17 protein-coding genes and 1 pseudogene are annotated in these 17,696 nt (G+C 71.5%); 3 read left to right on the forward strand and 15 right to left on the reverse strand.

The window, feature by feature from the left end; all coding sequences use genetic code 11:
* Nucleotides 1-2 precede the first annotated feature (2 nt).
* From DFH01_RS22255 to DFH01_RS22285, 8 genes and pseudogenes are all read right to left on the reverse strand, one after another.
* The gene (locus DFH01_RS22255) at nucleotides 3-1,430 is read right to left on the reverse strand and encodes an FAD-linked oxidase C-terminal domain-containing protein (RefSeq protein WP_109872938.1); all 1,428 of its coding nucleotides are present in this window, start codon (nucleotides 1,428-1,430) and stop codon (nucleotides 3-5) included.
* A gap of 118 nt (nucleotides 1,431-1,548) precedes the next feature.
* Nucleotides 1,549-1,674, reverse strand: coding sequence for a type B 50S ribosomal protein L36 (ykgO, locus tag DFH01_RS22260; RefSeq protein ID WP_109872693.1), 126 nt, complete (start codon nucleotides 1,672-1,674; stop codon nucleotides 1,549-1,551).
* 48 nt (nucleotides 1,675-1,722) lie between these two features.
* Nucleotides 1,723-2,805: a branched-chain amino acid aminotransferase gene (locus tag DFH01_RS22265; RefSeq protein WP_109872694.1), complete on the reverse strand. Its 1,083-nt coding sequence runs from the start codon at nucleotides 2,803-2,805 to the stop codon at nucleotides 1,723-1,725.
* Nucleotides 2,806-2,903: 98 nt separating this feature from the next.
* Nucleotides 2,904-3,479 (reverse strand): transposase, encoded by a 576-nt coding sequence (locus DFH01_RS22270; RefSeq protein WP_109872695.1) that lies wholly within the window; start codon nucleotides 3,477-3,479, stop codon nucleotides 2,904-2,906.
* Between the two features lie 137 nt (nucleotides 3,480-3,616).
* A complete protein-coding gene (locus DFH01_RS22275; RefSeq protein WP_146217119.1) occupies nucleotides 3,617-4,678 on the reverse strand; it encodes a hypothetical protein in 1,062 nt (353 codons plus the stop codon).
* Nucleotides 4,679-4,690: 12 nt separating this feature from the next.
* Nucleotides 4,691-5,524, reverse strand: coding sequence for a hypothetical protein (locus tag DFH01_RS27905; protein WP_146217120.1), 834 nt, complete (start codon nucleotides 5,522-5,524; stop codon nucleotides 4,691-4,693).
* Between the two features lie 63 nt (nucleotides 5,525-5,587).
* Nucleotides 5,588-5,893 (reverse strand): annotated as a pseudogene (locus DFH01_RS22280) (acyl-CoA dehydrogenase family protein); the annotation flags it as partial.
* 98 nt (nucleotides 5,894-5,991) lie between these two features.
* Nucleotides 5,992-6,492 (reverse strand): hypothetical protein, encoded by a 501-nt coding sequence (locus tag DFH01_RS22285; RefSeq protein WP_109872697.1) that lies wholly within the window; start codon nucleotides 6,490-6,492, stop codon nucleotides 5,992-5,994.
* A gap of 120 nt (nucleotides 6,493-6,612) precedes the next feature.
* On the opposite strand from DFH01_RS22285, the gene hdhA reads away from it, so the two are divergent.
* Genes hdhA through DFH01_RS22300 form a run of 3 tightly spaced genes read left to right on the forward strand, consistent with a single transcriptional unit; the run spans nucleotide 6,613 to nucleotide 9,990 of the window.
* Nucleotides 6,613-7,374, forward strand: coding sequence for a 7-alpha-hydroxysteroid dehydrogenase (gene hdhA / locus DFH01_RS22290; protein ID WP_199231349.1), 762 nt, complete (start codon nucleotides 6,613-6,615; stop codon nucleotides 7,372-7,374).
* Between the two features lie 46 nt (nucleotides 7,375-7,420).
* Entirely contained in the window at nucleotides 7,421-8,215 is a 795-nt protein-coding gene (locus DFH01_RS22295; protein WP_109872699.1) for an SDR family oxidoreductase, read from the forward strand.
* Entirely contained in the window at nucleotides 8,212-9,990 is a 1,779-nt protein-coding gene (locus DFH01_RS22300; protein ID WP_109872700.1) for an alginate export family protein, read from the forward strand. The genes DFH01_RS22295 and DFH01_RS22300 overlap by 4 nt, the downstream gene beginning before the upstream one ends.
* A 37-nt stretch (nucleotides 9,991-10,027) precedes the next feature.
* Here DFH01_RS22300 and DFH01_RS22305 read toward each other — a convergent pair whose 3' ends face one another.
* From DFH01_RS22305 to DFH01_RS28320, 7 genes are all read right to left on the reverse strand, one after another.
* Nucleotides 10,028-10,636 carry a VPLPA-CTERM sorting domain-containing protein gene (locus DFH01_RS22305; RefSeq protein ID WP_109872701.1) on the reverse strand — a complete coding sequence of 203 codons (609 nt, stop codon included), beginning with the start codon at nucleotides 10,634-10,636 and terminating at the stop codon, nucleotides 10,028-10,030.
* 253 nt (nucleotides 10,637-10,889) lie between these two features.
* Complete coding sequence (acdA, locus tag DFH01_RS22310) at nucleotides 10,890-12,128, reverse strand: 3-sulfinopropanoyl-CoA desulfinase (RefSeq protein ID WP_109872702.1); 1,239 nt, start codon at nucleotides 12,126-12,128, stop codon at nucleotides 10,890-10,892.
* A complete protein-coding gene (locus DFH01_RS22315; RefSeq protein ID WP_109872703.1) occupies nucleotides 12,125-12,850 on the reverse strand; it encodes a DUF533 domain-containing protein in 726 nt (241 codons plus the stop codon). Before DFH01_RS22315 ends, acdA begins: the two co-directional genes overlap by 4 nt.
* A gap of 54 nt (nucleotides 12,851-12,904) precedes the next feature.
* Entirely contained in the window at nucleotides 12,905-15,487 is a 2,583-nt protein-coding gene (locus DFH01_RS22320) for an AsmA family protein (protein WP_109872704.1), read from the reverse strand.
* A gap of 88 nt (nucleotides 15,488-15,575) precedes the next feature.
* Nucleotides 15,576-16,166, reverse strand: coding sequence for a PA domain-containing protein (locus DFH01_RS22325; RefSeq protein WP_109872939.1), 591 nt, complete (start codon nucleotides 16,164-16,166; stop codon nucleotides 15,576-15,578).
* A gap of 65 nt (nucleotides 16,167-16,231) precedes the next feature.
* Nucleotides 16,232-17,203 (reverse strand): RluA family pseudouridine synthase, encoded by a 972-nt coding sequence (locus tag DFH01_RS22330; protein WP_109872705.1) that lies wholly within the window; start codon nucleotides 17,201-17,203, stop codon nucleotides 16,232-16,234.
* A 36-nt stretch (nucleotides 17,204-17,239) separates the two neighbouring features.
* Nucleotides 17,240-17,626 (reverse strand): helix-turn-helix domain-containing protein, encoded by a 387-nt coding sequence (locus DFH01_RS28320; RefSeq protein ID WP_158287862.1) that lies wholly within the window; start codon nucleotides 17,624-17,626, stop codon nucleotides 17,240-17,242.
* Between the last annotated feature and the right edge of the window lie 70 nt (nucleotides 17,627-17,696).

Genomic DNA, 17,696 nt, shown 5'->3' on the forward strand with positions numbered 1-17,696 from the left:
GATCAGGCCGCGTCCCGCAGCGGGAAGACCTTGTGCGGGTTGAGCAGCCAGGCGGGATCGAAGGCCGACTTGATGGCGCGCTGCTGGTCGAGCTCATGCGGCGCGAACTGCGCCGTCATCAGGTCGCGCTTCTCCACGCCGACGCCGTGCTCGCCCGTGAGGCAGCCGCCGACCTCGACGCAGAGCTTCAGGATGTCGGCGCCGAAGTTTTCCGCCTTGCGGAAGCTCTCGGGATCGTTGGCGTCGAACATGATGAGCGGATGCAGGTTGCCGTCGCCGGCGTGGAAGACGTTGGCCACCTGCAGGCCGTATTGCGTGCTCATCTCGCCGATACGCTTGAGCACGAAGGGCAGCTCGCCGGTCGGGATGGTGCCGTCCATGCAGAGATAGTCGGGCGAGATGCGCCCGACCGCGCCGAAGGCGCCCTTGCGGCCCTTCCAGATCGCGATGGATTCCTCGGCCGTCTGCGCGACCTTCAGGCTGATCGGGTCGAAGCGCTGGCATATCTGCTTGATGCGTTCCAGCAGCGCGTCCTGCTCGGCGACGCTGCCCTCGACCTCGATGATCAGCATCGCCTCGGCATCCAGCGGGTAGCCGGCATGCGCGAAGGCCTCGCAGGCATGGATGCAGGGCCGGTCCATGAATTCCAGCGCGACGGGGATGATGCCGCTGCCGATGATCGCATCCACCGCGGCGCCGGCGATCTCCGTGCCCTTGAAGGCGGCAAGCATGGCGCGCGCGCCTTCCGCGGCGCGCAGGATGCGCACGGTCACCTCCGTGACGATGCCGAGCTGCCCCTCGCTGCCGGTGAGCAGGCCGAGCCAGTCATAGCCCGCGGCGTCGAGATGGCCGCCGCCGAGCTCCACGATCTCGCCCTGCGGCGTGACGAATTTCAGGCCGAGCATGTTGTTCGCCGTGACGCCGTATTTCAGGCAGTGGGCGCCGCCCGAGTTCATGTTCACGTTGCCGCCGATCATGCAGGCGAGCTGGGAGGACGGGTCGGGGGCGTAGAAGAAGCCCTCGCCCTCCACGGCCTTGGTGATGCCGAGGTTGGTGACGCCGGCCTCCACCACCGCCAGGCGGTCCTCGAAGTCGATCTCCAGGATGCGGTTCATGCGCATCAGGCCGATCACCACCGCATCCGCCAGCGGCAGCGCGCCGCCCGAGAGGCTGGTGCCGGCGCCGCGGGGGACCACGCGGATCCCGTTTTCGTGGCAGTAGCGCATCACGGCCGCGACCTGCTCGGTGCTGGTCGGCAGCACCACCGCGAGCGGGACCTGACGGTAGGCGGTGAGGCCGTCCGTCTCATAGGGCTTGAGGCGCAGCTCCTCCCCGATCATGCCCTCGCCGGGGACGATCTTCCCGAGCGCGGCGATAATCTCCGCGCGGCGGGCGAGAATCTCGGGACGTGGCTCGGGCAGGGCGATCATGCAGGCGAAGATGGCGGCGCGGCGGCGAGGCGGCAAGGCGACGCAAAAAACCGCGCCGGAACGCCCGGCGCGGCGGAACGAACCCAAGCAGGCGGCCGGGCGAGCCCGGCCAGCAGCCTTAGCCCTGGCGGGCCTTCAGGCGGGGGTTCTTCTTGTTCAGCACGTAGACCCGCCCCCGGCGACGCACCAGGAAGCAGTTCTTGTCGCGGGTCTTCGCGGTCTTGAGCGAGTTGCGGATCTTCATGGGAATGGCCTTTCGAGCGGCGCGAGATAGGGGGCGGGGGCCGGGGTGTCAACCGGCGACGGGGACCAGGCTGGTCCAGCCATGCGGGTCGTTGGTGCGGCCATACTGGATGCCGACGACGGCGTCATACAGCCGGCGCGTCAACTCGCCGGTCTCGCCGCCATTGATCAGCACGTCGCGGCCCTTGTAGCCGAGGGTGCCGACCGGCGAGACCACCGCGGCGGTGCCGGTGCCCCACATCTCCTTCAGCGTGCCGGCCTCGCCAGCGGCCATCACCTCCTCGATCGAGATCGGGCGCTCGGTGACCTTCAGGCCCCAGTCGCGCATGAGCTGGATCGTGGAGTTGCGCGTGACGCCATCGAGGATGGTGCCGGCGAGCGGGGGCGTGATCACCTCATCCCCGATGCGCACCATGATGTTCATGGTGCCCACCTCATCCAGCCATTTCCGCTCCACCGCATCGAGGTAGAGCACCTGGGTGTAGCCCTGCGCCGCGGCGTCCTGCTGGCCCGAAAGGCTCTGGGCGTAGTTGGCCGCCGTCTTCGCCTCCCCGGTGCCGCCCTTCACGGCGCGCACATGCCGGTCCGAGGCCAGGATGCGCACCGGCTTCACGCCTTCCTTGTAGTAGCTGCCCACCGGCGAGAGGATCAGGAAATAGAGGTAGCTGTGCGCCGGATGCACGCCGAGCATCACGTCGGTCGCGATCACGGTGGGGCGCAGATAGAGCGAGGTGCCGGCCTTGCGCGGCACCCAGTCGTGATCCACGCCCACCAGCGCGTCGAAGCTTTGGCGCACGAGGTCCACCGGCATCTCCGGCATGGACATGATGCGGGCGGAGCGGTTCAGGCGCTCCGCATGGCGGTCGGCGCGAAAGAGGCGGATGCGGCCGTCCTCGCCCCGGAAGGCCTTGAGGCCGTCGAAGATCGCCTGGCCGTAGTGCAGGACGGAGGTCGCGGGATCGAGGGAGAGCGGGCCATAGGGCTCGATGCGCGGCGAGTGCCAGCCGCGGCCCTCGTCGTAGTTCATCAGGAACATGTGGTCCGTGAGCACCTTGCCAAAGGCCAGGCTGTCATCGGCGGGCTTCGCCTTCGGGGCCTGGGTGCGGGTGATCGGGAACGCGCCGGTGCTCATGGACGCCGCCTCGGGTTTGGTTTGTGACTGGGCTGGCTCAGCATAGCGCGGCGCGCGGCTGAGGCAGAGTCCCTGTCCTAGTGATGCGGCGGGCCGGGTCATTCGAAGCGGCGCCACGCCCGGAAATCGCCGGCGCGGAGGCGGTGGAGGAGGCGCAGCTCGGCCGCGACGGTGGCGAAGAGAGTCGGGCTTTGTATCAGCGGGGCGATGCGGCGGATGTTTTCGGACAAAGCCGGCCAGGGGAGTTTTTCGGGGGCGCAGGGCAAGGCATCCCGCAGGCCGAGGCGGTTGGCCATGAGGGTGACGGCGAGCGGCAGCAGCTTCGCGATGCGGCGGACGGCGCGGCAGATGCGCCAGCGCAGCGCCTCCCACCCGCCGAGGTCGCGGTCATCCGAGACGAGCAGGAGCAACATAGGAAAGATTCCGGCCTGGCCGACGCGGCGGAGGGCACGGTGGGCGGTGTCCGGCTTGCCCAGGTGTTCGGGCAGTTCGCGCCAGGGTTTGCGGGAGCAGGCGACCCAGAAGATGGCGTCCCAGAGGCGGCGGCGATCGGTGGGGCGGCCCGGGTTGCGGGGCGTGACGAGGGGTTCGAGGCGGGACCATTCGGCGTCGGTCAGCGGAGACCAGGCGTGGGGGGCGGCGCGGCGGTGGGGGAGGCGTTGGTAGAGGGACATGGTGGGAAGCGTCGCACGGCGCTCGCAAGAAAATCAAGGTAAATAATCCTAATTCAAGCTCACGCTCGGCGTTGTCGCCATTGAGGGCGCTGGGGCCGATGCGAAAGCCAGCAGGCGTTAAGGAGCGATAGCGACCCCTAGAGGCCGTGCTCTCCCTCACGGGACGGATCAAGCCGCGCCGGGTCAACGTGCGACGGATCGACGTGTACTGGCGGAGGTACGGCGGGGGGCTCAGCCGGCGGCGTATCAGCGTCAGGTTCAGCGGTGAAGAATCCTGTCCCGCTTCCGCCTGCCTCCCCCCCAGCCCGATGACCGCCGATCGTCGTAGAGCCGCGGAGGACAGCCGCGCGCGGCAGGGACTCCCGGTAGGTCTGATCCAGGCGCGTCCACGTCATCCCGATCACCTCAGCGAGCGCATTGTCGAACGCGTCCCTGATGGGTCCGGCATCCTGAAGGGCCGCGCGAGGAAGCGCTCTTACTGCGGCTGCCAGTTCCGCGACCTTGTCACGGGTCCCAACGAGCTCGCGCGCAAGCCCATCCAGGTGCTTCGCACCGAACGCGGCATGCAACGACGTCAGCGCCGGGCCGAGCGCGTCGGCCGCGGCGAGCGCCGCCTTGACCTCCGGGCTGTCCTTCAGGCGCGACCGTTGGAATTCCGATCGGAGTTCGTCGATCTTTTCGCGCCAGTATTTCGGGATGTCGCTGTTGCCGCCAGGGCGACCGTAAGGCGCGTCTCTCGCGAAGGTCCAGACTGCACGCGCGAGGTTGGGGTCAGGCGCGGAGATGCATTCGAGAGAGACGACAAGCGTCTCGAGCACACGCGCATTGGCCACGACCATGTGCTTGAAGGCGAGGCCCCGCGAGCCGGTGAGCAACTCCGATTGGCCCTTTGCGGCATCATAGATCGCCTTGGCGGCGGCGACGGCAATCTGGCCGCGTGCCGGCGGCGGTGCAGCCGCCCACATACTGAGCGCGCTGCGTGCAGCTTCGAAAAGGTCGTCGCGACAGCGAAGGTTGCGTTCTTCGCAGGTGGTGCGCCATGCCGCAACGGCGGCCTCATAAACCTGGAGTGCGTTGCTCGGAGCGGGCGGGGCATCGTATTGCCAGGGCGGCACATTCTCCCAATAGCATGCCCAGAGGTACTGGGCTTCCTTCGATGTAAAGGGAAAGCCGAGCCGTCCGTCAGGATCACGGGGCATGAAGCACTCCTGTCAATCAACGGCACCGAAGTCGATAGGGCTGTATAATTGAGCAGCTATGGTTGTCATCTTTGGCGAAGCCAGCACACGAACGCCCTGGAATGTCTTTTCGACGCAACTCAGATGATATTTTATTTCTATTCTCAACTCCCGCGTTCCGCTCATCTCGCGAGAGGACTTGAACAAGGCCTGCGACACAAGCCCTATGCTGCTCGTTGCGCGGGCCGGGAGTTCCTTAAGCTTGCCGGGAAGATGGCCGGAAAACACATCAGAAAAAAATTGAGTAGGATCAATCAAATCCGTGGGCGTATTGTAGACGCCGCCCTTTACGGCTGAGAGTTGCAGGACGTGATGCACCTTGATGTCACTGGCAACCCGAACAAATCGAAAATCCTCGAGGCTTTCCGTCCAAGAACTACTTATGCTTCCGGAGGCAGATACGTTACCAGTTGAGGTTTCACCGAAAAATCCTGTCCCCATGTTGAAATCTATTGACGTTGTAGTTGTTGCGGAACACACCATACCGGATGTTTCCGGGCTGTCATCAACACGAATCAGGCCATTCGGGTTGTCGAAGTATATCTCCACTTCCACTGAATCGGTGTACCAGCCCCGCTTATCAGTCTCGTCGTAGATCAGCTTACCGGAGAGACTTGGTGTGACTGTACTCCCTTTGAGCGAAACGAGCAGAAAGTGTTCGGGCTTCGATGCTATATCGACGCGTCTGGTCCAAAGGCCAAGGTTCGCAATGATTTGGACTTCGACCTTCTGACCCTCCAGATCCCATATCTTCGAAATCTGATCCGTCCAGGCCCGTTCTGGAGAAATCACGTTCGTGCTGTCCATCTGCGCCCGCCCGTAGCCGATGCAGGCGAAACGCTCGCATCTTCGTGATAGATACGTCAATATTTATGTCTTGATATGGCGAGCCTGTCCTGGGCTCGAAAAGCAGGACATCATGAGTGCAGTTGGGCATCGGCGCGCCACAATCGAGAGAACAACAAGAAGGTGCGGAGTGGGAGGAAGTCGGTGCGCCGCCAGTCTCCCCGCAGCGCCTTCCTTGGCGATCAGATTCAGCCAGCCGTCGCGGGTCTGGGGCAACTTGCGGCCCAGGATCTGCTCGGCGACCTTGGTGCGGAGGACCTGGGCGGTGCCACCGGCGATGGCGAACATGCGGGCGTCGCGCAGGGAGCGCTCGACGGGGTTGTCCTTGGAATAGCCCTCGGCGCTTCAGGCCTGCAAGGCGGCTCCGATCCCGTGTCGCCCCGAAGCGGAGCATCGCGCGAGCCGGCGGTGCAGCGGCCCCGGCCGGGTCACGGCTGCTCAAGCCGCGCGAACTCAACAACGAGCCGCGCAAGCCGTCGCAGGAACGCGCCGTGCAGCGGCCCCAAGGCTTCCGCGACGCGCGCCTTGCCGTCCGCATCCAGGCTGAGCCGCCAGGTGCCGTCCGTGTCCTGCTCCACCCAGCCGCGCGCGCGGAACCGCTCCAGCTTGCGACGGACGGTCTCGCGCGGGATGCCGGTGACGTCCGCCAAGCGCTTCGCGTTCGTCACGCCCTCGCTGACCGCGCGCCCGCCCAGGGCCAGCGCATCGCGGTTGCGCCCGGCCGCGCGCCGCTTGTCCGCGACCGGGCCGAGGCCGAAGGCGGCCAGCAGCAGCGCCTCGTCCAGGTCGCCGAAGTGCCGCCGCAGATCGCCCATGTGGCTGACGAAGAACACCGACCAGGCGTGGTGATACAGCGCGAAGCCTTCGCCATAGGCACGGATGAAGGCTTCCTCCTCCTCGGGCAGGTCGGTCTGCGGCGTCTCTCCCATGCCGGCAGCATGCCGCGGGCCGGCACCTGCCCCAAGCCTGTGCCCAATCCGGGCACCCTTCACCTGTTCACCCCCATCCTCGCGCGGCAAACGAAGCGGGCACGCAAAGAGGAGCGCGCCGTGGCAGTGGAAATGCGGCTGGATGGCCAGGTGGCGGTGGTGACCGGGGCCGGGGCCGGCATCGGGCGGGCGAGCGCCGAGACCCTTGCCAAGGCCGGCGCGGCTGTCGTCGTCAGCGACCTCAAGGCGGAAACCGCCGAGGAGACCGCCGCGGCGATCCGCGCCGCGGGCGGCCAGGCGCTCGGGCTCGCCTGCGACGTCACGCAGGAGGCCGCGCTGGTGTCGCTGGTCGAACAGGCGATCGCGCGCTTCGGACGCCTCGACATCCTGGTCAACAACGCCGGCGGCGGCGGGCCCAAGCCCTTCGAGATGCCGATGTCCGACTTCGACTGGGCCTATCGCCTGAACGTCTACTCGGTGTTCCGGCTGTGCCAGCTCGCCGCACCGCACATGAAGGCGGCGGGCGGCGGGGCGATCGTGAACATCTCCTCCATGGCGGGGGAGAACACGAACAAGCGGATGGCGTCCTATTCCTCGTCCAAGGCGGCGGTGAACCACCTGACGCGCAACATCGCCTTCGACCTCGGGCCGATGGGCATCCGCGTCAACGCGATCGCGCCGGGCGCGATCAAGACCGCCGCGCTCGCCTCCGTGCTCACGCCCGAGATCGAGACGGCGATGCTGAAGCACACGCCGATGGGGCGCCTCGGCGAGGCATCGGACATCGCGAACGCCGTGCTGTTCCTGTGCTCGCCGCTCGCGACCTGGATCAGCGGGCAGGTGCTGACCGTCAGCGGCGGCGGCGTGCAGGAATTGGATTGACGCGGCGCCGCATCGGACCGCCGGAACGACAGGGAGAGAGACGACGATGGCCTATGACCCGCTTGCCGCCTTCCGCATGGATGGCCACGCCGTGATCGTCACGGGCGGCGCGCAGAACATCGGTGCGGGCATCGCGCGCGCCTTCGCCGGCGCCGGCGCGAAGGTGCTGATCGCCGACCTGCATGGCGACAAGGCCGCCGAGACGGCGAAGGGCATCGCGGCGGAGACCGGCCGGGATGTGCGCGGCATGGCCTGCGACGTGACGCAGGAGGGCGACATCCAGGCGACGGTCGCGGCCGCGGTCGCGGCCTTCGGCGGGCTCTCCACGCTCGTCAACAACGTCGGCTGGGGCGGCGTGAACCCCGATCCGCTGGCGGTGACCGAGCAGCAGATGATCGACAGCTACAAGCTCAACACGATCAGCGCCTATCGCATGACGGCCGCCTGCGTGCCGCACCTGCTGAAGGCGAAGAACGCGGCGGTGATCAATTCCGGCTCCTTCTCCTCCGCCGTCCCGGCCTACGACATCCTCGCCTATGGCACGGCGAAGGCGGCGCTGAACCAGCTGATGGTCAGCCTGGCGCATGCGCTGGCGAAGAAGGTGCGCGTGAACTCCGTGCTGATCGGCACGGTGATCACCGAGGGCTACGCCGCCGCCGGGATCGACGAGGCGACGCAGCAGCGCATGATGCATCCCGACACGCTGACGGGACGCCCCGGCACGCCGGAGGATGTCGCGAATGCGATGCTGTGGCTCGCCTCCCCCGCGGGCGGCTGGGTCAGCGGACAGACCATCAACGTGCATGGCGGCGGCAGCGTGGTGCGCCTGCTGGGGCATTGAGGCGGAGGCTTCTCGGCGCGGTCCTGCTGCTGGCGCTCGCGGCGCCGGGGCAGGCGGCGGCGCAGGGGCAGGCGGCGGGCGGCGGCAACGCGACCGGCCTCGGCGGTCCGGGCACGGCTGCCGTGCCGGCGCTGGCGATCGGCGCGACGATCGGCGCGGTGCGGGTGGAGCTCAAGGGCGGCCCGGCCGATCCCGGGCAGCGCAGCGCGCTGGAAGCGGCGGTGCGGCGCGCCTTCGGCCTCTCGCCGGGCCTGCCCTTCGATCCCGTCCTGGCGCAGGCGGCGCTCGGCCGCGTGCGCGGGCTGCCGGGCGTGCGCGACGCGTCCTTCCGGCTGGCCGTGGACAACACGACGCGCAGCCTGACGGTGACGCTGCGCGTCGCGGCGGAGGCGGGTGCGCCGGGCGGTCCCTCCGGCATCCTGGCGGGCGAGGGGCTCGACCGCTTCCCGACGCTCTGGCGCGACGAGCGCAGCCTGGTGAGCTTCATCGCCAATGGCGGCGCCGGCCTGTTCTCGGAAGGCAATCCCTGGCTCGGCCGGCCGCAGGCCTTCACGCGCGGCAGCCCGCTGGTGACGACCCCGCCGCTCGGCGCGGGCACCGGCGCGCGCGCGAGCTGGGGCGAGACCTATGCGGAATACGGCATGGGCGCCGCGACGCGGATCCTGGACAGCGATGTCTATGCCTATGGCGCGGTCACGGGAGTCGCGGCGATCTCGGCGGGGCGCGACATCTTCCGCGACGACACGCGATCCACCAACGAGCTCAGCCGCGCCTATGCCGGGGTGATCTGGGCGCCTTCCGACAGCGACCTGCGCGTCAATGCCTCCTTCGGGAAGCAGCCCTTCACGCTGGATGACGGCTTCCTGGTCGCGCGCTTCACGCAGCGGCTGAATGCGGGCTGGCTGCCCGGCGTCTATCTCTCGCCGCGCACCGCGGCGGACCAGGCGGCGCTGGTCAACGCGCATTGGGGCAACTGGGTGTTCAACGGCTTCTGGCTGGAGCCGAACAACAGCGTCGCGATCCTGCCCAGCACGCAGCTGCTCGGCAGTGCGCTGCGCTACAATTTCGACACGCACAGCCATGCGGCGGTGAACGCGATCTACGTGCCGAGCTCGGGCACGCACTATGCCGTGCCGAACGGGCCCTCGCCGGGCGGGCAGCAGGGGCTGCTGACGCTGGCCGCGCGCGGACGCTGGGCGGATCCCGCCATCCTGCCGGGCGTGTGGGTGGAGGGCGCGCTGGCGCATCAGTCGAACGAGAACTTCCCGATGTCGGCCTGGGCGGGCTTCGCGCAGCTTGGCTACATCGCGCGCCAGCTGCCCTGGACGCCGAGCCTCTCCTATCGCTACGCCGCCTTCAGCGGCGACGATCCCGCGACCGCGCGCTACGAGCGCTTCGACACGCTCTATTCCGGCGGCCTGGATGAATGGCTGCAGGGCGTCACAATGGGCAAGCTGCTGACGCAGGGGAACCGCGCGGTGCATCGCGTGCGGCTGAACGTGTCACCGTGGGAGGGGACGAACCTCACCCTCGACTGGTACCTGAACCGCGCGCTGGAGCTGAACAATCTCGGCGCCAACCCGGCGCTGTCGCAACTCGCCTCGCGCGATCTCGGGCAGGAATGGCAGCTGGTGCTGCGCATGCCGCTCAACGAGCGGCTGTTCTTCATGGGGATCGCGGGCGTCGCGCAGCCGGGCGAGGCGCTGCGCGCGGCGACGGGCGGCGGCGCCTCGAACTGGACGACGCTGCAGGCGCAGCTGTTCTGGACCTTCTGACGGGAGGGCGGCGCCCTCCCGGCGTCTCAGCCGCAGCTCAGGCGGTGCTTGCGTCGCGACGACGGGCCGCGCCGGCGAGGCCGAGCAGGCCGGCGCCGAGCAAAAGGGCTGAGGCGGGCTCGGGCACGGCGACGGCGCCGATCCGCAGCGTCAGGCTGTCTTCCGTCTCGCCCCGGCCCCAGCTCCAGACATAGGTGCCGGGCGTCGCGCCGAGCGCGGCGAGGGTCGTGTTGGCGAAGGTGACGGTGGCGGAGAGCGGATCGCCCGACACATAGCCCGTGGGCACGGCGAGGAAGCGCGTGCTGAAGCAGCAGATCGCGACGAGATCGCCGCTGGCGGTGCCGACGGTGGTGTTGGGTCCGGGCCCGAAGCTGGTTGGGCCGGTGATGCCGGTATAGGTGTCCTGCGTAGAGCCGCCGCGCATGACGATGCCGAAGCTGGGCCAGAGCGTGTTGGTGAGGTTGGCGGCGATGCCTTTGGTCAGCGCGCCCAGCTTCAGCGTCCCGCTGCCGGAGAGGACCACGTCGCTGCCCTGCTCGGTCAGCGTGTAGAGAAAGGCCGCCCGGGCGGGGGCGGCGCCGGCGACGACGATCCCAAGCGCCGCGGCTGCGGCCATCGCCGCGCCAGCGATGCGACCAAGTGGCATATCCGATCTCTCCCAGAGCGTTGCGGGCGAATGTGGCCGGAACGGTCCCGGCGGGCAATGGCAGGTGCGGCCGAGTAGGGGGCGTCGAGGAATGGGTTCCGAGGGGCCGCTGCCCCTCGGCGGGTGGGTTCGGGAGGGCGGAGCCCTTCCGGGGGTGCGGCGGTCTGCAAGAGAGGCCACGATCCTGGGAGCCCCCCTCACCCAACCCTCTCCCCCCTGTGGGTGGAGAGGGCTTCGGGGATGAGCGAAAACGTCAGTCGGCGGCGAGTTTGCCGGCGGCGCCTTCCTCGGCGATCAGCTTCAGCCAGCCGTCGCGGGTCTGGGGCAGCTTGCGCCCCAGGATCTGCTCGGCGACCTGGGTGCGCAGCACCTGGGCGGTGCCGCCGGCGATGGCGAACATCCGCGCGTCGCGGAGGTAGCGCTCGACGGGGTTGTCCTTCGAATAGCCCTCGGCGCCCCAGACCTGCAGGGCGTTGTTCGTCACGCGGATCGCCATCTCGCTGGCGAAGACCTTTGCCTGCGCGGCGGCGAGGCGGTCGGGGAAGCCGGCGGGGCCGGCGCTGCGGGCGGCGCGGTGGATCAGGGCGCGCGATGCCTCCACCTCGATGGACATGTCGGCGAGCATCCAGCCGAGGCCCTGGAACTCCGCGATCGGGCGGCCGAACTGGCGGCGGGTGTTGGCGCGGGACAGCGCGTGGTCGAGCGCGCCGGCGGCGAGCCCCATCGCGACGGTCGCGGCGCCGACGCGCTGGCCGTTATAGGCGTCGATCAGGCGGGCGAAGCCGCGCGCGAAACCGCCGGGGGCGCGCAGGACCATCTCGTCCGGCACTTCGAGGTCGCGGAATTCCAGCTCGGCCTCGGGCATGCCGCAGAGGCCGAGGGAGGGGATTCGGCGGGAGACGATCAGGCCCGGCGGGTCCCCTTCCCCGTTGCGGGCGACGATGAAACCGCCGATGCCGCGGAACTCGCCGTCCTCGATGGCGCGGGCGAAGATCAGGTGCAGGCGGGAGACGCCGCCGCCGGTGATCCAGGTCTTGCGGCCGTTGATGATCCAGCGGTCGCCCTTGCGCACGGCGGTGGTGGTCATCTCGGTGGCGGCGGAGCCGGCGCCGGGCTCGGTGATGCAGATGGCGGGCTTGTCGCCGGCGCGGACCAGGCCGGCGGCGAGCTTCTTCTGGGCGGGCGTGCCATAGGCCATGATCGCGCCGACCGCGCCCATGTTGGCCTCGACCGCGATGCGGCCGCAGACGGCGCAGGCCTTGGAGAATTCCTCGACGACGAGGGCGGCATCCATCACCGATCCGCCGCCGCCGCCCCATTCGGCGGGGATGGTCAGGCCCATGAAGCCGGCCTCGGTCATGCGCTTCACCATCGGCCAGGGATACTGGCCGGAGCGGTCGGTTTCCGCGGCCTGGGCGGCGGCCTCCTGCGCCACTTCGCGGGCGCGGTCGCGCAGCGCGCGCTGTTCCTGGGTGAGCAGGTCGTCGGTCATGCGGAAAGCCGTTCCTCGATGGCGGCGGCGGCGGCCTTGTCGAGCCGCATCGCCTTGGCGAGCGCGTCGAGCCAGGCGCGCTCGGCGGGGGTGACATCGCCGCAGGCGGCGAAGGCGGCGGCGTAGAGACGCGCGCGGAGCATCGGGTCGCGCGCCTCCTTCGCCAGGGCCTCGGGCGTCAGCGGGCGGTCGAAATCGTTGAGGACGAAGTCGCGCTCCTCGGGCGAGAGGCCGGCGGCGTCGAGCTGGCCCGCGATGGCGGCGCGCTCGGCGGCGTCCACGGCGCCGTCGGATTTCGCGGCGGCGATCATGGCGCGGACCATGAGCAGGGCCTCGGCCTCCTCGGCGTCGGGGCCTTCGGGCTCCGGCGGGGCCGGGGGCGGCTTGGCGGACCAGGGCGAGGCGCCGGTGTCGGGGATGCGGCGGGCGGGGGCGGAGACGTCGCGCGGCGGTGGGGCGACGTCGCGGGGGGCCGGGCGGGACGGGGCGCGGGCGGGCGGTGGCTCGGGCGCCTGCTGGCTGCCGCGCATCCAGCCGGCGAGGGCGCCGGCGGCGAGCGCGCCGATCGCGCGGGCGGCGCGGGCCTCGGCGCTGCGGCTGCTGCCGCCGCCGAGCAGCGCGCCGAGCGTGCCGCCGCTGCTGGTGCTGCGGCGGGTCGTGCGCCGCCGCGGCGGCTGCGCGGCCCCTTGCAGCAGGGCTCCAAGCACGCGGTTCAGGTCCATCGCCACCCTCCCATGCCTTGCAGAGCTAAGCCCCGCGCGCGGTTTGGGGAAGGGTCAGCGGCGCAGCAGGCCGCGCAGCAGGTCGCTGGCCGGGCCCTGGAGCTGGGGCGGCACGCCGGGGATGGCGGGAGGTTGCGGCGCGGGCTGCTGCGGCGCGGGTTGCTGCGGCGCGGCCTGTTGGGGCTCGGCCGGGCGGGCGGCGGGCACGGCGCCCTCGCGCCCGCCACGCGCCGCACGCAGCGCCGTGGCGCAATCGGGCAGCGGATCGGGCCGCGCGCCGGGCTGGTTGGCGATGGCGCCGAGCACCTGGCCGAGATCGCCGCCGACGCGGCCCGCCAGCGCGCCGGCGGCGGCGGCGACCGCGTTGCGCACCTGCACGCCGCCATAGGCGGGGGCGGCGAGCGTGCCGCCGAGATCGGCCGCGACGCGGATCTCGGCGCCGGCGGCGCGGACATCGTGCAGCAGGCGCAGCGCGAGGGTTTCGTCGGCCAGGTTGATGGTGCCGCTGCCGGCGACCTTCGCGGCCGGGGCATCCGCCAGCAGCGTGCCGATGCGCAGCGTGCCGTCCTGCGCATCGGCGCGCAGGGCGACGCATTCCACCGGCAGGCGGTCGGGCAGCGGCGGCAGCGCCGGGACTCGGGCGCGCAGCGCCTGCTGCACCGGGTTCATCAGCGGCGGCTCCAGCGTGGCGTTCACCATCGCCAGGCCGAGATGGCCGTCCAGCGTCGCGGCGACCGCGCGCAGCCCGGCGCCGGCGCCGCGGAGTGCGGCGTCGAGCTCGGCCTTGCCGGAGACGCGCACCGGCTCGCCGAGGGCCTGCTGCAGGGGGGCGAGCTCGAGGCCGGGGGCGCGGAGCGTGAGGGCAACGGTCGGCGTCGCCGCGGCGGCGTCGGCGGCGAGCTCGCCCGTCACCTGGCCGCCCGGGCCGGTCACGGCGAAGGGCGCGATGCGGGCGCGGCCGGCCTCGACCTTCAGCGGCAGGCGCAGGTCGCGCCAGGTGGCGCCGCCGGCGGTCAGCGTCGCGACGGTCACGCGCAGATCGGCGTCCCAGCCGCGCAGCGCATCCACCGGCAGGGCGATGTCGGGGATCACGCGGCCATCCCGCGCGGCGGGCGCAGGGGCAGGCGCGGGCTGGGCGGGCGCGGGTTGGGCCGGTGCGGGCTGCGCGGGCGCGGCGGCGGGGAGGGCGGCGCGGATCGCGTCGAGGTCGAGGCGCGCGACGTCGAGCCGGCCGTTCAGCGCGGGGCGGGCGGCGATCGCCAGCGTCAGCTCGCCCGCGGCCTGCAGCGGCGGCGCGGCGAGCGTGATGCCGCGCAGCGCGATGCCGTCGCGGAAGCCGGCGCCGCGCTCGGCGATGCGGGCCTCGGCGGTCAGGTCGCGGATGGCGGGCAGCGCCGTGCCGGCAAGCGGCGACAGCGCGGCGAGGTCGGGGATGCGCGCGGCGAGCGCGAGGTCCACGCCGGAGAGCGCGGTCGGCTGCCGCACCTGGCCGCGCAGGGTGGCGGTGGCGCCCGCGGCCTGCAGGCGCAGGTCCACCGGCAACGGCGCGGCGGCGCCGCCGACCAGCAGGGCGGGCGTGCCGGCAGTGCCGGAGAGGCTGAGCGGGACCTCGCCCTGCCGCGCCTCGGCCGTGATCTGCAGCGGGGCGTCGAGGCGCGGCGCGGTCGCTTCCAGCCGGGTCAGGGCGAGGCCGGGGCGCAGCGCGGAGAGGTCGGCGGCGCCGAGGCGGAGCGCGAGGTTCTCGGCGGTACGCAGCTCGGCGCCGCTGCCGGCGAGCCGGCCGGAAAGCGTCACGTCCCGCAACGGCGGCAGCGGCGCATCCGGCAGCAGGGGCGCGAGGCGCGCGACCTCGGGGACGCTGGCCGCGACCTCGGCGCGCCAGGCGCCGCCCGGGGCGAGGCTGCCCTGGATGCGTGCCTCGGCGCCGAGGACGCCGAGCGTGGCCTGGAGCGGGATCTGCGTGGCGCCGCCGAGGGCGGCAAGCGGCGCCGTCTCGGCGGTGACCGCGACCTCCTGGCCGCGCAGCAGCAGCGTGCCGCGCGCGGTGACGGGCGCGCCGTCGGGCGCGGCGGCATCCAGGCGCGGGATGCCGATGGTCTCCGTCGTGCCCGCGCTTCCGTCGCGCCAGGTGACGCGGCCCTCCTCCACCTGCAGGCGGTCGAGCGAAAGGGCGAGCGGGCGGGCGGGGGCGGAGGGGGTGCCGGGCGCGGAGGGCGCGGCCGGGCCAGCGGCTGGCTGGAACTGCCAGTTGCCGCGACCCTCGGCGGTGGTCTCGAGCAGCAGGTCGGGGCGGTCGAGCTCGATACGGGCGATCTCGATGCGGCGGGAGAGCAGCGGCAGCAGGGCCGCCTGCACCTCCACGCGCTCCGCGGTCAGCATCTGCGGGCGGCTGCCGCCGGGCATGTTGGCGAGCGCCACGTCGCGGAGGATCACGGTGGGGCGGAGGGAGAGGCCGAGTTCCACGTCGCGCACGGCAAATTCGCGGCCGGTGGCCCGCTGCACCTCGGCGACGAGGCGGGCGCGCACGGCCTCGGGGCTGACGAAGACGCGCAGAGCGACGAAGCCCGCAAGCGGGATCGCGACGATGATGGCGAGCAGGATCCAGGGCCAGCGACGGCGGCGCGGCGTTTCGGTCATTGTCGGCGGTCTCCCTCGCCGAGCCTAACACGCAACGCGGCGGGGGGATCCGGGAGTCGAGGCTGCCGGGCGGGCGGCGCGCCGCGCGTCAGACCGCGCCGGGCGCAGGGCGGCGACGGGCCGCCGCAAGGCCGAGCAGACCCGTGGCCAGCAGCGCGGCGGAAAGCGGCTCGGGCACCTCCTGCGGCTCCTGCACGGCGAGGCGCACCGTGTACTCCGTTCCGCGGTCGATGCCGCTGACGAAGGCCAGGCCATCGGTCTGGGATATGGCGACAACCGGAAAGCTGAACTGCTGGAGCAGATCCGGGATCACGCCGCCCACCGTGTTGTTGTAGAACACGACCCCGACCGCGCCGGCATTTGCGGCCAGGCTCGCCTTGGTAAGAAACGCGCAGGTCCCACGCACGATCAGCGCGACGCTCCCGCTGGCGAAGCCTGTGAAGTCGCCGGGAAGGCACCCGGCATCCGCCACCAGGTCCAGCGGCGCTTGCACGCTGCCCAGGCCCGATCCGAGTGCAGGGAAGGCTTCGACGCTGAAACCAGGCGCCGGAGAGATGGTTTGCAGCGAGCCGAGGATGGCCGCCTTCGCCGCCGCAGGCGCGATGCCGAGGCAGGCTGCCAGCGCCATGGTCCGCACCAATTGCATCATTCCGCCCCCTGCGCCTGCAAGGCCCAGCATGGCCGAGGATCCGCGCCGTCGGCAAGGGACCGTGGCAGAAGCGAAGTCTCGCCCCGGCGGGGGATCTAGGCGCTCCGCTTCGGCTTCGGCGTACGCGGCGCCTCGAAGCCGAAGAAGGCGAAGGTTTCCTTCATGTGGGGTGGAAGGGGCGCCGAAACCTCCAGCGTGCCGCCGGCGGGATGGCGGAAACGCAAGGCGCGGGCGTGCAGGTGCAACTGGGCGGGCAGGCCCTCCATATGCGCCGCCGCGCCGCCATACTTGCCGTCGCCGAGGATCGGGCAGCCCAGGGCCTCGGCGCAGTGGACGCGCAGCTGGTGGGTGCGGCCGGTGATCGGGTTCAGCTCCAGCCAGGCGGCGCGGCGGCGGGCGGCGTCGAGGATGCGGAAATCGGTGACGGCGCGGGCGCCCTCCCCGTCCTCGGCCGGGGCGGTGCGCTCGCCGCGCGGGCCGCCCTGGCGGACCAGGGGCAGGTCGATGCGGCCGGCGGGGGGCGTCGGCTCGCCCACCGTCACCGCCCAGTAGGTCTTCTGCACGTCCCGGCCGCGGAAGGCGGCGGCGAGCTTTGCGGCCGCCGCGGCGGTGCGGGCGAGGACCAGCACGCCGGAGGTGTCGCGGTCCAGGCGATGCACCAGGCGCGGCCGGTCCTCCGCGCCGAAGCGCAGCGCGTCCAGCATGCCGTCCAGGTGCTTCGCGATCCCCGGCCCGCCCTGCACCGGCAGGCCATGCGGCTTGTCCAGCACCAGCACATCCGCGTCGCGATGGATCACCATCGCCTCGAGCGCCTTCGCCTCCCGCGGGTCGAGCGGCTTCGCGGCGGCCTTGGGCGCGGGCGCATCCGGCATGGGCGGGATGCGGATCTCCTGGCCGGGCAGCAGGCGCGTGTTGGCCTCGGCGCGCTTGCCGTCCACCCGCACCTGCCCGGTGCGCAGCATCTTCTGCAGCGCCCCCTGGGTCAGGGCGGGATAGTGGCGGCGGAACCAGCGATCGAGGCGCGTCTCGCCATCGGCGGCGGCGACCTTGCGGAGATGGACGGACATGGCGGGGCGGAGGGTAGCACCGACCCGCCCCCGGCATCACCCGGCCGCGCGCAGCGCCGCGAGGGCGCGCGCCGCCTCGCACAGCGCGGCGAGGCGGCTGTCGGGCAGCGCATCGGTCGCGCGCACCAGGTCGAGCAGCATGCGCGGCCGCGTCGGCAGGCGCGGGCGATAGGGCGCGGCGGCGGGCTCCAGCTCCTCGAAGAACCAGGCGGCGGGCACGCCGAGCAGGGCGGCCAGCACCGGCAGGCGCGCGGCCGGAATGCCGTTCAGCCCGGCCTCGTATTTGCGGGCCTGCTGGGCGGAGACGCCGAGCACGGCCGCCATCTCGGCCAGCGAAAGGCCGCGCTGCAGGCGGCGTTCCCGCACGCGCCGGCCGACATGGCGGTCGGCGAGGCCAGCCGGGGAGAGGATCGGGTCGCTCATGGACGGCGCGCCCTGCGGGAGGCGCCGGAGGTCACTGCCCCGGTTTTGCCATGTTCTGCATGAGGCCCTG

The sequence above is a fragment of the Falsiroseomonas bella genome, from assembly GCF_003173615.1.
GTDB classification, from domain to species: domain Bacteria; phylum Pseudomonadota; class Alphaproteobacteria; order Acetobacterales; family Acetobacteraceae; genus Falsiroseomonas; species Falsiroseomonas bella.

Coding starts and splice junctions, on each gene's coding strand:
- acdA (WP_109872702.1), bottom strand. CDS start 12,128: ATGACCGACGACCTGCTCACCCAGGAACAGCGCGCGCTGCGCGACCGC.
- DFH01_RS22305 (WP_109872701.1), bottom strand. CDS start 10,636: ATGCCACTTGGTCGCATCGCTGGCGCGGCGATGGCCGCAGCCGCGGCG.
- DFH01_RS22315 (WP_109872703.1), bottom strand. CDS start 12,850: ATGGACCTGAACCGCGTGCTTGGAGCCCTGCTGCAAGGGGCCGCGCAG.
- DFH01_RS22330 (WP_109872705.1), bottom strand. CDS start 17,203: ATGTCCGTCCATCTCCGCAAGGTCGCCGCCGCCGATGGCGAGACGCGC.
- DFH01_RS22265 (WP_109872694.1), bottom strand. CDS start 2,805: ATGAGCACCGGCGCGTTCCCGATCACCCGCACCCAGGCCCCGAAGGCG.
- DFH01_RS28320 (WP_158287862.1), bottom strand. CDS start 17,626: ATGAGCGACCCGATCCTCTCCCCGGCTGGCCTCGCCGACCGCCATGTC.
- DFH01_RS27905 (WP_146217120.1), bottom strand. CDS start 5,524: ATGGACAGCACGAACGTGATTTCTCCAGAACGGGCCTGGACGGATCAG.
- DFH01_RS22320 (WP_109872704.1), bottom strand. CDS start 15,487: ATGACCGAAACGCCGCGCCGCCGTCGCTGGCCCTGGATCCTGCTCGCC.
- DFH01_RS22325 (WP_109872939.1), bottom strand. CDS start 16,166: ATGCTGGGCCTTGCAGGCGCAGGGGGCGGAATGATGCAATTGGTGCGG.
- DFH01_RS22255 (WP_109872938.1), bottom strand. CDS start 1,430: ATGATCGCCCTGCCCGAGCCACGTCCCGAGATTCTCGCCCGCCGCGCG.
- DFH01_RS22270 (WP_109872695.1), bottom strand. CDS start 3,479: ATGTCCCTCTACCAACGCCTCCCCCACCGCCGCGCCGCCCCCCACGCC.
- DFH01_RS22275 (WP_146217119.1), bottom strand. CDS start 4,678: ATGCCCCGTGATCCTGACGGACGGCTCGGCTTTCCCTTTACATCGAAG.
- ykgO (WP_109872693.1), bottom strand. CDS start 1,674: ATGAAGATCCGCAACTCGCTCAAGACCGCGAAGACCCGCGACAAGAAC.
- DFH01_RS22285 (WP_109872697.1), bottom strand. CDS start 6,492: ATGGGAGAGACGCCGCAGACCGACCTGCCCGAGGAGGAGGAAGCCTTC.
- DFH01_RS22295 (WP_109872699.1), top strand. CDS start 7,421: ATGGCCTATGACCCGCTTGCCGCCTTCCGCATGGATGGCCACGCCGTG.